This window comes from Clavibacter sp. VKM Ac-2872, assembly GCF_015351105.1.
Taxonomy (GTDB): domain Bacteria; phylum Actinomycetota; class Actinomycetes; order Actinomycetales; family Microbacteriaceae; genus Clavibacter.
This window is the reverse complement of the sequence record NZ_JADKRR010000002.1, coordinates 134,117-146,929: the sequence shown is the minus strand read 5'-3', so window position 1 is coordinate 146,929 and position 12,813 is coordinate 134,117. Positions and strand designations below refer to the sequence as shown.

General features: G+C 76.3%; 13 protein-coding genes and 1 pseudogene. 3 read left to right on the top strand and 11 right to left on the bottom strand.

Translation table 11 applies throughout. From position 1 onward, the window contains the following. Positions 1–33: 33 nt before the first annotated feature. The 9 genes and pseudogenes from ITJ40_RS10935 to ITJ40_RS10900 all read right to left on the bottom strand — a co-directional run bounded on the left by ITJ40_RS10935 (position 34) and on the right by ITJ40_RS10900 (position 9,193). Positions 34–1,461 (bottom strand): PfkB family carbohydrate kinase, encoded by a 1,428-nt coding sequence (locus ITJ40_RS10935; protein WP_194667101.1) that lies wholly within the window; start codon positions 1,459–1,461, stop codon positions 34–36. Further along, positions 1,458–3,446: a glycosyltransferase gene (locus ITJ40_RS10930; RefSeq protein ID WP_194667100.1), complete on the bottom strand. Its 1,989-nt coding sequence runs from the start codon at positions 3,444–3,446 to the stop codon at positions 1,458–1,460. Before ITJ40_RS10930 ends, ITJ40_RS10935 begins: the two co-directional genes overlap by 4 nt. Further along, positions 3,443–4,495 (bottom strand): glycosyltransferase, encoded by a 1,053-nt coding sequence (locus ITJ40_RS10925; RefSeq protein WP_194667099.1) that lies wholly within the window; start codon positions 4,493–4,495, stop codon positions 3,443–3,445. Before ITJ40_RS10925 ends, ITJ40_RS10930 begins: the two co-directional genes overlap by 4 nt. Continuing rightward, complete coding sequence (locus ITJ40_RS17075; protein WP_370532052.1) at positions 4,492–5,598, bottom strand: glycosyltransferase family 9 protein; 1,107 nt, start codon at positions 5,596–5,598, stop codon at positions 4,492–4,494. The genes ITJ40_RS10925 and ITJ40_RS17075 overlap by 4 nt, the downstream gene beginning before the upstream one ends. A gap of 15 nt (positions 5,599–5,613) precedes the next feature. Continuing rightward, positions 5,614–6,105 (bottom strand): annotated as a pseudogene (locus ITJ40_RS17070) (D-glycero-alpha-D-manno-heptose-1,7-bisphosphate 7-phosphatase); the annotation flags it as partial. Positions 6,106–6,253: 148 nt separating this feature from the next. Continuing rightward, the gene (locus tag ITJ40_RS10915) at positions 6,254–6,913 is read right to left on the bottom strand and encodes a hypothetical protein (RefSeq protein ID WP_194667098.1); all 660 of its coding nucleotides are present in this window, start codon (positions 6,911–6,913) and stop codon (positions 6,254–6,256) included. After that, positions 6,907–7,752 (bottom strand): endonuclease/exonuclease/phosphatase family protein, encoded by an 846-nt coding sequence (locus ITJ40_RS10910; protein WP_194667097.1) that lies wholly within the window; start codon positions 7,750–7,752, stop codon positions 6,907–6,909. The genes ITJ40_RS10915 and ITJ40_RS10910 overlap by 7 nt, the downstream gene beginning before the upstream one ends. A gap of 66 nt (positions 7,753–7,818) precedes the next feature. After that, positions 7,819–8,511: a hypothetical protein gene (locus ITJ40_RS10905; protein ID WP_194667096.1), complete on the bottom strand. Its 693-nt coding sequence runs from the start codon at positions 8,509–8,511 to the stop codon at positions 7,819–7,821. A gap of 211 nt (positions 8,512–8,722) precedes the next feature. Next, positions 8,723–9,193, bottom strand: a complete 471-nt coding sequence (locus ITJ40_RS10900; protein ID WP_194667095.1) for a MarR family winged helix-turn-helix transcriptional regulator — start codon at positions 9,191–9,193, stop codon at positions 8,723–8,725. 45 nt (positions 9,194–9,238) lie between these two features. On the opposite strand from ITJ40_RS10900, the gene ITJ40_RS10895 reads away from it, so the two are divergent. Further along, positions 9,239–9,475: a hypothetical protein gene (locus ITJ40_RS10895; RefSeq protein ID WP_194667094.1), complete on the top strand. Its 237-nt coding sequence runs from the start codon at positions 9,239–9,241 to the stop codon at positions 9,473–9,475. Positions 9,476–9,499: 24 nt separating this feature from the next. Here the strand turns inward: ITJ40_RS10895 and ITJ40_RS10890 are convergent, their stop codons facing one another. Continuing rightward, positions 9,500–10,138, bottom strand: coding sequence for an N-acetyltransferase (locus ITJ40_RS10890; RefSeq protein WP_194667093.1), 639 nt, complete (start codon positions 10,136–10,138; stop codon positions 9,500–9,502). Between the two features lie 65 nt (positions 10,139–10,203). On the opposite strand from ITJ40_RS10890, the gene ITJ40_RS10885 reads away from it, so the two are divergent. Continuing rightward, positions 10,204–10,827 (top strand): TetR/AcrR family transcriptional regulator, encoded by a 624-nt coding sequence (locus tag ITJ40_RS10885; protein WP_194667092.1) that lies wholly within the window; start codon positions 10,204–10,206, stop codon positions 10,825–10,827. A 48-nt stretch (positions 10,828–10,875) separates the two neighbouring features. Here ITJ40_RS10885 and bla read toward each other — a convergent pair whose 3' ends face one another. Next, a complete protein-coding gene (bla, locus tag ITJ40_RS10880) occupies positions 10,876–11,847 on the bottom strand; it encodes a class A beta-lactamase (RefSeq protein WP_194667091.1) in 972 nt (323 codons plus the stop codon). A 243-nt stretch (positions 11,848–12,090) separates the two neighbouring features. On the opposite strand from bla, the gene ITJ40_RS10875 reads away from it, so the two are divergent. Then, on the top strand, positions 12,091–12,756 hold the full coding sequence (locus ITJ40_RS10875) for a DedA family protein (protein ID WP_194667090.1): 666 nt from the start codon (positions 12,091–12,093) through the stop codon (positions 12,754–12,756). The last annotated feature ends 57 nt before the right edge of the window (positions 12,757–12,813 follow it).

Genomic DNA, 12,813 nt, shown 5'->3' with positions numbered 1-12,813 from the left:
GGTGGTGCGGGGGAGTCGTGCGGATCCGGGGGCTCAGCCGACGCGCGCGAGGGCGCCGGCGAGCTTCGTGGTGGAGCGGCCCGGGTGGTACGGCACGGTCACGGCCTGGCCGCCCCACTCGGCGATGACCGCCGACTCGGGGAGGTCCTCGGCGCGGTAGTCGCCGCCCTTGACCCAGAGGTCGGGCTGGAGGGAGCGGAGCACCTCCTCGGGGGTGTCCTCGGAGAAGAGCACGACCGCATCCACCACTCCGAGCGACATGAGCAGGTCGACGCGGTCCTCCTCGGTCATGATCGGCCGCTCGGGTCCCTTGAGGCGGCGCACCGATTCGTCCGAGTTGAGCAGCACGACCAGGCAGTCGCCGAGCGCGCGGGCTGCGGCGAGCGTGCGGGCGTGGCCGGCGTGCACGAGGTCGAAGCAGCCGCCCGTCGCGACCACGGTGCCGCCGGCGGCGCGGGTCGCGCGCACGACCTCGAGGGCGCTCGCCGCGTGGCCGCCGATGGGGCGCGCGGCGGGCGGGCCAGTGAGGGTGGCGACGCCGCCCGCGTCCACGTACTCGGCGGCCGCGGCGACGGCGTCGCGCACGGCGTCGTCCACCGTGGATCCGCCGGCCAGCGCCGCGAGGGCCGTGGCCGCCAGGCGGTCGCCGGCCCCGCACGGGTCGCCGGTCGCGACGAGCGGGGCGGGGACGACGACGGGCAGGGATGCGCCGGCCGAGCCGGCCGCTCCGGCCGAGCCGGACGCGGGTGCCGCACCCGCCGAGCCCGCCGCCGGCGCCGACACGAGCAGGGCGCCGCGCTCGCTCATGGTGACGGCGACCGTGCCCACGCCCCACCTCTCGCGGAGCAGGCGGGCCGCGTCGGCGGCCGCGGAGACGTCGCGCCCGGCGATGCCCGAGAACGCGCGCGCCTCGGCCAGGTTCGGGGTGGCGAGCGTCGTGTTCGGGACGGGCGGCTCGCCCGCGGGGTGCGGATCCCACACGAGCGGCACGTGGGCGGCGCGCGCGTCGAGGGCGGCGCGGAGGCGCGGGTCGCGCGTGACGCCGCGGCCGTAGTCGGCGACGACGATGGCGTCGGCCGTGGCGATCGCGTCGAGCATCTCAGCGGTGGTTGCGGGGGTGGGCGGCGGCGCGCAGCCCTCGTCGATCCGGGCGATGGCGTGGCCGTCGGCGCGGACGCGGGTCTTCACGGGCGTGGGCGCGCCGGACGGGCCGGCGACCACCTCGATCCGCTGCAGGCACGCGCGGAGGGTCGCGGAATGGCGGTCGTCGGAGAGCACGGTGACGAGGCGCACGTCGTGGCCGTCGCGCGCGAGCATCGTGGCGACGAGGCCGGCGCCGCCCGCGCGGGGCAGTGACTCCTCGACCTCGATCACGGGCACCGGCGCGTCGGGGCTGAGGCGGTGCGCGGCGCCGGTCATGTCCACGTCGAGCAGCACGTCGCCGACCACGACGATCCTCATGCCGGCACCTCCGCGGGCGCGGTCGTGGTCGATGCGGGCGCGACCGTCACGGGGACGGACGCGACGGACGTGACGGACGCGGATGCGGCGGACGACGCCGACCGGGTCGCGGCCGACGACGTCGCGGACGCGCGCACCGCGGCCCGGTCGTTCGCCGTGAGGCGGCTCTCGAACGAGCGGCAGATCGCGTGGACGGCGACGAGCTGCGCCTCCTGCACGTTGGCCGACGGGCCGTCGAGCGCGAGCGACTCGTCGCACGCCTCCACGAGCGGATTGGGGCCGGGGCCCGTCATCGCCCAGGTCGTCGCTCCCGCGGCACGGGCGGCGGCGGCGGCGCGGAGCAGGTTCTCGCTGCGGCCGCTCGTCGAGAGCAGCACGACGATGTCGCCGGCTCGCGCGTGCGCGTGCACCTGCCGGGCGAAGACCTCGTCGAAGCCGTAGTCGTTGCCGATCGCGGTCACCGCGGACGACTCGGCGTGCAGCGCGATCGCGGAGAACGGGCGGCGGTCGCCGTCGAACCGGCCCACCAGCTCGCTCGTGAGGTGCTGGGCCTCGGCTGCGGATCCGCCGTTGCCGGCCGCGAGCAGGCGCGCGCCGTGGCTCATGCGGTCGGCCATCTCGCGGCCCCACGCGGTGAGGCGCGGCGCGTGCCGGCGGAGGTCGGCGAGCACGGGGGCGAGCGCGTCGAGGTGGGCGTCGACCACGGTCGGGTCGGCGGGGAGGTCGTCGGGGGCCGCGGCCTGGATCGCGGAACGGTACGCCTCCGCGGTGCGCGCGGCGACGGTCGACCACGCGTAGCCGTGCTCCATCCGGTCGCGGCCGGCGCGGCCGAGGCGGCGGCGGCGCGCGGGATCCGCGAGCAGCTCCCCGAGGGCGTCCGCGATGGCCGCGGGGTCGCGCGGCGGCACGAGGATCCCCGTGACGCCGTCGACGACGCTGTCGGTGAGGCCGCCGACCGCGGACGCGACGACCGGCACGCCGGAGGCCATCGCCTCGAGCGGCACGATGCCGAACGGCTCGTACCAGGGCGCGCACACCACGACGTCGGCGGTGCGCATCACGGCGGGCATGTCGGCCTGGGAGACGCGGCCGTGCAGGCGCACGCGGTCGGCGACCCCGGCGGCGCGCGCGGCGTCCATGAGGCGGCGGGCCTCGGGGTCGTCGGATCCGCTCGCGCCGTCGCCGGAGCCGCCGACGACGACCAGCTCGACGTCCAGGTGGCCGCGGCTCGCGAGGATCCCGACGGCCTCGATCGCGAGGTCGACGCCCTTGCGCGGCACCAGCCGGCCGACGACCATGACGCGCATCGGGGCCCCGGGGTCGGCACCTTCGTCCGATCGCGGCGTGCTGCCCTCCACGGGCGTGAAGTGCTCGATGTCGACGCCGCACGGGATCACCGTGATGCGGGCCGCGTCGACGCCCGCGCGCACGAGCTCGGCGGCCTCGTCGGAGCACGTCGCGATCACGGCGTCGGCACGGCGGCCGACCCCGGGCTCGAGCTCGGCGCGCGCGGCGGGGCTCGTGTCCTCGGCGCCGAGGTGGCGGCGCTTCACGGATCCGAGCGCGTGGAAGGTGTGCAGCACGGGCGGGGCGGATGCGGCGCCCACCGGCGACGACGCGAGGCGCGCGGCCGCGTCGAGGGCCGCGACCCCGGACATCCAGAAGTGGCTGTGCACCACGTCGGGCCGCGCGGTGCGCCAGTCGGCGAGGAGGCCGTCGGCGAGCTCGGCCATGTGCGGCAGCAGCTCGTCCTTGGGGACGGCGCGGGCGGGTCCGGCGTCGAGGTGCACGACCTCCACGCCGGGCGCGAAGGCCACGCGGGCGGGCAGCGCCTCGTCGTCGCGGCGCGTGTAGACGGTGACGGTGTGGCCCTCCTCCGCGAGCGCGGCCGACAGGGCGGCCACGTGCACGTTCTGGCCGCCGGCGTCCACGCCGCCGAGCGTCGCCAGCGGGCTGGCGTGCTCCGAGATCATCGCGATCCTCATCGTGTCGTCCTCTCGTCGAGCGGGTGGTGCGGGGGAGTCGGGGAGCCGGATGCGGCGGTCGCGCGGCGGGAGCGGCGCGCGGCTGTCGCGTCCACGGCGTCGTGCATCACGGCGTCCATGTCGGCGAGGAAGCGGCCGAGCGAGTAGCGCGCGAGCGCGGCCTCGCGGGCGACGCGGCCGCGGCGGGCGGCCTCGTCGGGATCCGCGAGCAGCAGCCGGGCGACGCGCACGAGGTCGGCCGGGTCGGACGAGATCGCGCCCGCGTCCGGCGGCACCGCGCGCGAGGCCTCGGTCGCGTCGAGCACGAGCACGGGCATCGCCATCTGCATCGCCTCGAGGAGCGACAGGCCGAGCGAGGTCCAGCGGTGCGGGTGCACGTAGGCGCGGAGCCGCGCGAGCTCGGGGTGCATGCGGGCGGTCGGCAGGTCGCCGCGCGACACGAGGCGCGCGCCGAGGTCCGGGAACGCGGTGGGCAGCAGATCCGTGCCCATGCCGAACACCTCGACGGGAGCGGCCGCCGCGAACGCGGGCAGCAGGTCGGTGCCGGTGATGCGGCCGCGGCGCACGGGCTCGTTGATCACCGCGCCGAACGACGGCGACGCACCCGTGTAGAGCGCGCCGGGGTCGGGCACGCCGTGCTCGACGACCGTGGTGGGCGCGACGCCGGTGTCCCACATGAGCGCGTTGAAGCGCGTGACGTGGATCACCGGGATGTCGTCGCGGCCGGCCAGCGCGTGCACGGTCTCGGTCGGGGCGCCGCGCGGGGTGTTGTGCTCGAGGAAGACGGCGGGCACGTCGGATCCGAGGCGGCGGCCCAGCAGGCGCTCCGCCTCCGCGATCTCGGCGACGCGCTGGAGGAGCACGAGGTCGACGTGCGTCTCGTGCAGGGACGACGGATCCACCTCGCGCGCGCTCGCGGGCCAGTCGCGGCCGCCGCGACCGAGGCCCCACGCGTCGCGCGCGGGCGTGGTGGGGAGCAGGATCTCGTGCGATCCGAGGACGAACGAGTCGGTCCAGCCGCCGTGGACGTGCCACATCAGGATCCTCACGCGGGCACCTCCGCGGTCGCGCGCGAGCCGGTGCCGCCCGTGCCGCCGGTGGTAGCCAGCAGCCGCTCGACGGCGTCGGCGACCTCCGCGGGCGAGACCCCGGCGAGGCACGGGTGGCCGGGCACCGGGCAGTCGCGCGCGCGGCTGAGCCCGCACGGCGCGTCCTGGTCGCCGAGCAGGATCACGGGCACGCGGTACGGCGCCCAGCGGATCGGCGGCACGACGGGCGAGAACAGGCTCACGACCGGCAGGCCCACCGCGGCGGCGAGGTGCGCGGGACCGGTGTTGCCGCTCACGAGCACGGCCGCGCGGCGCATGAGGGCGCCCAGCCCGGCGAGGTCGGTGCGTCCGCCGAGGTCGAGGGCGGCGGATCCGGCGACGTGCGCCGTGAGGTCCCGCTCGTCGGGGCCGCCGGTGACGACCACGGGGATCCCGCGCGCGACGAGGAGCGCGACCGCGTCCCGGTGCTGGTCGGCCGGGTACGAGCGCGCTCCGACCGCGGCGCCCGGGTGCACGAGCGCGAACGGGCCGTCTGGGAGGAGCGCCTCCACGTCGGACGGCAGCTCGGCGTCGCGCACGGCGAGGCGCCCGTCGTCGTCGACCGGCAGCGCGTATCCGGCCGCGGCGGCGATCGCGAGGGCGCGCTCGGGCTCGGGCTGCTCCTCGTCGAGGTCCTCGCCGGGCTTGAGGCGCACGTCGAGGAGGGAGCCGGCGTAGTCGACGCTGGCGCCCGTGATCCGCCCGACGCCCGCCAGCCGCAGCAGCAGCGCGAGCGGGAGCGGCGACTGGTGGAAGGACGTGAGGATGACGGCCTCGTCGGCGTCGACCTCGGCGAGGATCGCGTGCAGCGCGTCGACGCACGCGGCGTCGGCGGCGGGCGCGGGGGAGGAGATCCACGGTGCGTCCCACACGTGCACCGCGTGGACGCCGGGCAGCAGCCGGCCCGCGGACGCGCCGCGCGGACCGCAGAGCAGGTGCACCTCGACGCGGGGGTCGGCGGCGACGGCGCGCACCGCGGGCCCGGAGATCAGCACGTCGCCCACGGAGTCGAGCCGCACGACGAGCACGCGGCGGGGCGCGGCGCCGGGGAGGAGGAGGTGCACCGCGTCGAGGATCGTCGGGGCCACGAGCTCCGCCTCTGCCACCTCCTCCTCGCGCGTCACGGGCGTCGGCACGAGCACGCCGCGCGCGCCGGCGTTCCGGGCGGCGCCCATGTCGGCCGCGATGTCGCCCACCACCGCGACGCGCGACGGATCCACGCCCCACGTGCGGCACGCCTCGAGCACCATGCCGGGCCGGGGCTTCCGGCAGTCGCAGCCGTCGTCGGATCCGTGCGGGCACAGCAGCACGAGGTCGAACGCGCCGAGCAGCTCCTGCACGCGCGCGTTCACGGCGTCGGCCTGGTCGCGCGTGATGAGGCCGCGCGCGATGCCGGACTGGTTGGTCACCATGCCGACGCGCAGGCCCGCCGCGCGCACGGCGTCGACGGCCTCGCGGGCGCCGGGCATCAGCGTGACGAGCGCCGGGTCCCCGTTGTACGGCACGTCGACGACGAGCGTGCCGTCCCGGTCGAACAGGACGGCCTCGAGGTCGTTCCCGGGCGAGCGCATGACGGGCACGTACCCGACTGCTCCTCCTCCCAAACCCGGCGGCGAGCACTTCTCCTGGGGGCGCCGCGCTCCTCCGCGCGGACGAGGAGCAGCGCCCTCGGGCGTGGGCGCCCCGTGAGCGGGCGAGGCCGGGCGACCCCGCGTGCCCTCAGCGCGCGGGCGCCTCCCCGATCCACCGCGACCGCGCCAGCAGCATCGGCATGAGCGGCGCGATCACGAGCGCGCCCAGCCCGCCGACCGCCATGTCGCCGATCGTGTCGGCGTAGCCCGTCAGGATCGCCGGGTCCAGCCACGCCTGCCCCGCCCACTCGCCGAGCTCCCACAGGGCCGAGAGCGCGAGCCCCACCGTGAGGCTGAGGAACCCGAGGGGGAGCGGGCGCCGGTCGACCATGGCGCCCGCGCGATCGGCCAGCAGGATCACGAGCGCGGCCAACGCGGCGGTCGTGACGAGGTGCGCGGGGATGTCCCACCACGGCAGCCGCTCGTACAGGTCGAGCCGGTTGCTCGCGGCCGAGACGAGGGTCGTGATCCCGATCGCGAGGTCCAGCCCCGGCCTCGCCCCGAGACCCCGCGGCGCGGCGAGCCCGAGCAGCGCGAGCGCGAACATCGCCGACGTCGTGCCCGTCCACGCGAACACGGAGAAGAGGAACGTGAGCAGCCCGATCACGCGGACGGCGTCGGCGAGGATCGCCGTGATCCCGCGCGGCGGCTGCAGGAAGGTGAGCCCGGCGAGCCCGGCGAAGGCCGCGACGTCCTCGGGCGGCGCCGGCGCGTCCGGCGGGGTCGGGGCGGTGGGGTCCGTCAGCACCGCACCACCGCCTGCAGCGCCTCGTGGTCGCTCGGGGCGCGCCCGCCGATGCGCGTGGTGTTGATGCCGACCCGCGCGACCTCCACGTCGGGCGTGACGAGCATCCAGTCGATGCGGCGGGTCGTGCGCTTGGGCGCGGAGTAGTTCGACCACGTGCCCCACTCGGGCGTGAGGCGCTCGCGCGCGGCGGGCCACGCGTCGACGAGCGCGCCCGACTCGATGAGCAGCCGGTGGGGCGCCGTGTCGACGCCCGCGTTGGTGTCGCCCGCGACGATCGTGGGCACCTGCACCTCGGCGACGATCTCGAGCATCATCCGCGCGGACTCCTCGCGCGACCGCCACGACAGGTGGTCGAAGTGCGTGTTCACGTGCCGCAGCGGCAGGCCGGTGGCGCGGTCGATGAAGTCGGCGACGACGGCGATCCGCGGCACCATGTTGCCCCAGCTGCGGGATCCGGCGACCGCGGGCGTGTCCGACAGGGCGACCTGCCGCCAGCTCGTGAGCTCGAGGCGGCGCATGTCGTAGAAGGTGGGGCAGCCCTCGCCGTGGCCGTCGGCGTTGCGGCCGTGCCCGATCCGCCGGTAGTGCCGGCCGAGCGCGTGCGACAGGGCGCGCCCCTGCGTGGGCATGGCCTCCTGCGTGCCGAGGAGCGCGGGCTGCTCCCGCTGGAGGAGCTCGGCGAGGAGCGGCTCGCGGTCGGCCCAGCGGTCGGGGCTGCCCGGCCGGTACCGGCGGAACAGGCGCCGGATGTTGTACGTCATCACGTGCAGCTCGGGGGCGTCGACCGGGCCGACGAGCGCCCGCCCGTCCTGGAGGGTGCCGTCGGCGCTGAGGGTCATGGATCCATCGTCCCCCACCGCGCCCCGCGTCGCCCGACGCTGGCGGAGAACCGTCACGGGCGTGGGTCAGATGCAGCACTCACCCGAGCCGACGGCTGCCCGCATGCGCGCGATGGTCGACTCGACGCGTCCAGCGCCCACGATGAGGGCAGCCGCGTCCGGGTGCACGTACCCCGCGATGTCGATCATGTCCGCGAGGATGCGCGTGATCGGGGCTGCGTAGACGGGCTCGTGATGGGCGAGCCGGTTGCGGAAGATGCGAACGCCGTCGAGCTTGCGGTACAGCTCCTTCCGCCTCACCTGCCCGAGGTGAGGGAACGCCCGCTGGATGCGCGGCTGCCAGAGCGCGGTCTCGTAGCTGAGCAGCGGGTCACGAGGGAGCCCGGCGTCGGTCAGACCCACCCACAGGCCGAAGCTCGTCGCCGCCACGACCTGTCCCGGCGTCGGTTCATCGATGCCCCGTCGACGTAGCTTCGCGATCGTGTCGGAGATGGCGAAGCGCTCGCGGTCCAGGAGCCGCACGTGCGGCTCCTCCCACCAGTCGTCGCGCCTGTCGCGTCGCATCGCGTCGTGGATGCTGTTCCGGACCACGACCTCGACCACGCTCACAGGACCCCAGCACGCCGCCGTCAGCTCCGTGTTCCAGGCGTACAGCCGGAGACCGAGTCCGTCGTCGCCCGAGTAGCGGTCTCGGTAGCGGGCGAACCTCGGCGCGCTCAGCAGAGCGGGAAGCGCGGTGAGCGTGGCGGGATCGATCATCGCGCTCCTTTAACGACGATGGCCCCAGGAGTCCGACCGGAGTCGAATAGTCCTGGGGCGCTACATGGTCCAGGATACTGGCCCCGCCACGGCCTGTCGAGAGACCAGCATGCGTCGCGGTGCACGAATCGCGCGAGCCCTGCCTGGTGAGGGAGTCGGCGACGCCGACCGGTCGTCCGCTGGTCTGCGTCGGTCGATACCGATACCAGGGCTAGGCGCCCGCGGGATCCGGCGCCGCGTCGATGCGCGCGAGGAACGCGTGCAGGTCGTCGCGGATGCGGGCGAGCTCCGACGGCGTCATGCCCGTCCGCTCGGCGACCCGGGCGGGCACCTGCTCGGCCTCGCGACGGAGCGCGCGGCCGGCGTCGGTGAGGGTGACGCGCACGACGCGCTCGTCCTCGACGCTGCGGGCGCGCTCCAGCAGGCCGGCCGACTGGAGGCGCTTGAGCAGGGGCGTGATGGTCGCGGGCTCCAGCGCGAGCGCGCCGCCGAGGTCGGAGATCGACCGGCCGTCGCGTTCCCAGAGCGCGAGCATGACGAGGTACTGCGGATGCGTGAGGCCCAGCGGCCCGAGGATCGGGCGGTACAGCGCGACGACGGACCGCGCCGCCAGCACGGCGGCGAAGCAGAGCTGGCTCTCGAGCGCCAGGGGATCCGTGTGCGTCGTGCCCTCGTGCGCCATGCCCGCCCCTCACCACCCGTGGAATTACCGCGTACACTGAATACTATGACGCGAGGTAAGAACGGGGAGGACGGCCCGCGGCGTGCGCGCGGCTTCGGGGCGGCCGTCGAGCGCTTCAACGAGCGCCTGCGCCCGTACCTCGGCGCGCCCCCGCTCGGGCCCTACACCGACGACCCGGTGCCCGAGCCGCAGTCGCGCCTCTGCCCCATGTGCGGCGAGCCCATGCCGGACCACGACATCGACCGGTCGGGGGCGCGCACGCAGGTGCGCTGCCCCGTCTGATCCCCGTGCGCTGATCCCGCGCCGTCACGCCAGCGGCGCCTCCGCGCGTGCCGGCCGCCACATCGCCACGGGGCGCGCGCCGGCCACGCCCGCCAGCGGTCCCAGCTCGGCGAAGCCGTTCCGGAGGTAGAGCGCGCGGTTCCGTGCGGTCGACGACTCGAGGTAGGCCGCGGATCCGTCGGCGTCGACGCGGGCGAGACCGTGGGCGAGGAGCGCGGATCCGACGCCGAGCCCGCGCGCCGCGGCGCCCACCCCGACCTCGGCGAGGCGCCAGTGCGGGAGCCCCGGTCGCGCGCGGTCCAGGGTCCGGAGCCGGATGGCCGCGCGGACGGCGCCCGTGATGCCGAGGGCGCGCAGGAACGTCGGCGCCTGGCGGAGGGTCCGGTGCGCGGGGATGCCGCCGGGGGCCTCCCAGACGGCCGCGCCGAGGATCCCGCCGCGGGCGTCCACCGCGACGTCGACCGTGCCCGCGGGGAGCGGGCCGCTGGCGAGGAGCGCGGCGAACAGCAGGGCGAGGCGCTCGGGATGCCGCGGGCCGGCGGGGACGAAGCCGGCCAGCACGGGATCCTCGGCGAAGGCATCCGCGAGCACGCGCGTCACGGCATCGAGGTCGGTGGTGCGCGCGGTGCGGATGGCGGGGGTGGCGGGGTGCTCGGTGCTCATGCTCCGACGCTAGGCGACGAATTCGGCCATCCGGCCCAATCTGTCGCGCTTGGTAGCTTTCTCCCATGAAGGCCGCCTCCGAGAGCACCCGCGCGTACGGATCACGGGACGCCCGGCGGGCCGAGCTCCTCGCCGCCGCGGTGCGCGTCATGGCGGTCACGGGCGTCGCCGGGGCGAGCACGCGGGCCATCACCGCGGAAGCCGGCCTCGCGCACGGCGCCTTCCACTACTGCTTCGGCGTGCGGGAGGAGCTGCTCGGCGCGCTGCTGCGGCAGGAGGTCGATGCGGTCGTCGCGCAGCTGGAGGCCGCCGCGGATCCGGCGGGCGCACCGCTCGGCGAGGTCGTCGCCCTGACCCTCCGCGCCGAGCTCGACCGCGTTCGCCGCGAGCCCGACCGCCAGCGCGTGCTGTTCGACCTCGCCTCGACCGTGCAGCGGATCCCGGCGCTCGCCGACCTGCCCGCCTGGGAGCACGGCCGCTACGTGGAGGAGACCCGGCGCCGATTCGCCGCCGCCGGCCTCGACGGGGAGCGCGCCGGCCGATGCGCGGCGCTCGCGGTGGCGGGCATGCAGGGGATCATCGGTGCCTGGCTCGCCCGCCACGACGACGGCGCCGACCGGGTGGCGGAGCAGGCGGTCGCCGACCTGTCCCGGGCGCTGGCGCTGCTCGCGGAGGACGGCGGGCGCTGATCGCGGCGCCCGTGCTCGCGCTCCCCCTCCTTCTCCCGCCCGCGCCCGTCAGCCGAGCGCGCCGAGCGCCTGCGCCGCGGCCTTCGCGGCGCCCGAGATGAGGGCGTCGTCGGCCGTCGCGTCCTGCTGGTCCTTCGCGGAGTGCACGGCGATCACGATCGGCGCCGCGTCGGGCCGCCAGATCACCGCGACGTCGCCTCGGCTCGCGTAGGCGCCGCTGCCGGACTTGTCGCCGACCGTCCAGTCCGTCGGCAGCTCGGCGCGCACGAGCGTGGCCCCGGTCTGCGTGGCCTTCAGCCAGCCGGTGAAGAGGGCGCGCTCGTCGTCGTCGAGGGGATCCGCGAGGGCGTCCGGATCGCCGAGCGCGTACGCCCGCATCAGCGCGGCCGCCGCGCGCGGGGTCGTCGTATCGCGGTCGTCGCCCGGGGTCGCCTCGTTGAGGTCGGGCTCGGTGCGGGAGACGACCGTGGTGCCGTCGCCGAGGGCCGTGAGCGCCGCGTCCAGCTCGGCCGGGCCGCCGAGCGCCTCGAGCAGGAGGTTCGCGGCGGTGTTGTCGCTCCGGGTCATCGCGGCCTCGGCCAGCTCGCGGAGGGTCATCGTGCCGCCCACGCGCGTCTCGGTGACGGGAGCGTAGGAGAGGATGTCGACCGCCTCGATCGGCACCGCGCGCTCCATCCCGGCGACGCCGACGCGGTCGAGCAGGGCGGCCGCGAGCGGGGCCTTGATGGTGGAGGCGTACGCGAAGCGCTCGTCCGCGCGCCAGGAGACTTCGGCGCCCGTGCCGGTGTCGACCGCGTGCACGCCGAGGCGTGCGCCGAACCGCTCCTCGAGCGCGGCGAAGGCGGCGTCGGCGGCCGCCTGGTCGACCGCGGGGGCGGCGGACGCGGAGGGCGCGGGCGAGGCCGCCGGGGCCTCGGCGCGTGTCGCGGCGCATCCCGCGAGGAGGGCGGCGGCGAGCGCCACGCCCAGTGCCGGGGCCAGGCGGGCGGTGCGGGCGATGCGACGGGCGGGGTGGATCACGGCGGGGCTCCTCGGGAGGCGTCGGGCGGGTGGCGGCGCAGCACGAGGCCGCGGATCCAGCCTCTCGTGCGGGGGCGCCCGCGTCGTCCCCCGACGGGTGCAGGCGCGTCCCCCGTGCGGACCACGTTCGATTCAGCGGATGTGGAAACGCGTTCCCTAGGCTGCCCGGGTCCCCGACACGGGATCCGACGCACCACCCGACGCATCCACCGACGCCCGACCCCCCGACAGACGAGAGGCCGCATGAGCGCCATCACCGCAGTGACCCCCGGCGAGATCCATCCGAGCGAGGGGTACGACGGCTTCGTCGGCTGGGTCCTCTCGCTCATCGAGACGCTGGGGGAGGTGGGCGTGGGCCTCGCGGTGCTCATCGAGACGTTCGTGCCGCCCATCCCGTCGGAGGCGATCCTCCCCGTCGCCGGCTTCCTCGCCTACGAGGGCCGCATGAGCGCGTGGGGCGCCTGGGCGGCGGCCACCGTCGGCGCCCTCGTGGGAGCCCTCATCTGGTACGCGATCGGCGCCGCCCTCGGGCGGGATCGCACGCGCCGGCTCGTCGGCCGGATCCCGCTGCTCGACCACGCCGACTTCGACAAGGCGGAGGCGTTCTTCGCGCGCTGGGGCGGCACGGCCGTGCTCCTCGGCCGCTGCGTGCCGCTCGTGCGCTCGTTCATCTCGATCCCCGCGGGCATCGAGCGCATGCCGATCGCGCGGTTCTCCTTCTACACGGTCGTCGGATCCGGCGCCTGGAACGCCATCTGGGTCGGCCTCGGCTTCGCGTTCGGCCCGGCGATCCGCCCGGTGCTGGAGGAGTGGAGCGGCCTGATCTCGTACGCGGCCATCGGGATCATCGCGCTGCTCGTCGTGTGGTTCGTGGTGTCGCGGCTGATCCGGCGGGTGCGGGCGGCCTGACGCCGCGCGGATCCGGCGGCGGCACGATCCGGTCGCCGCCGGTCCCCTCTGCCAGGC

Coding starts and splice junctions, on each gene's coding strand:
- ITJ40_RS10935 (WP_194667101.1), bottom strand. CDS start 1,461: ATGAGGATCGTCGTGGTCGGCGACGTGCTGCTCGACGTGGACATGACC.
- ITJ40_RS10930 (WP_194667100.1), bottom strand. CDS start 3,446: ATGAGGATCGCGATGATCTCGGAGCACGCCAGCCCGCTGGCGACGCTC.
- ITJ40_RS10910 (WP_194667097.1), bottom strand. CDS start 7,752: ATGACCCTCAGCGCCGACGGCACCCTCCAGGACGGGCGGGCGCTCGTC.
- ITJ40_RS10905 (WP_194667096.1), bottom strand. CDS start 8,511: ATGATCGATCCCGCCACGCTCACCGCGCTTCCCGCTCTGCTGAGCGCG.
- ITJ40_RS10900 (WP_194667095.1), bottom strand. CDS start 9,193: ATGGCGCACGAGGGCACGACGCACACGGATCCCCTGGCGCTCGAGAGC.
- ITJ40_RS10895 (WP_194667094.1), top strand. CDS start 9,239: ATGACGCGAGGTAAGAACGGGGAGGACGGCCCGCGGCGTGCGCGCGGC.
- ITJ40_RS10890 (WP_194667093.1), bottom strand. CDS start 10,138: ATGAGCACCGAGCACCCCGCCACCCCCGCCATCCGCACCGCGCGCACC.
- ITJ40_RS10885 (WP_194667092.1), top strand. CDS start 10,204: ATGAAGGCCGCCTCCGAGAGCACCCGCGCGTACGGATCACGGGACGCC.
- ITJ40_RS10875 (WP_194667090.1), top strand. CDS start 12,091: ATGAGCGCCATCACCGCAGTGACCCCCGGCGAGATCCATCCGAGCGAG.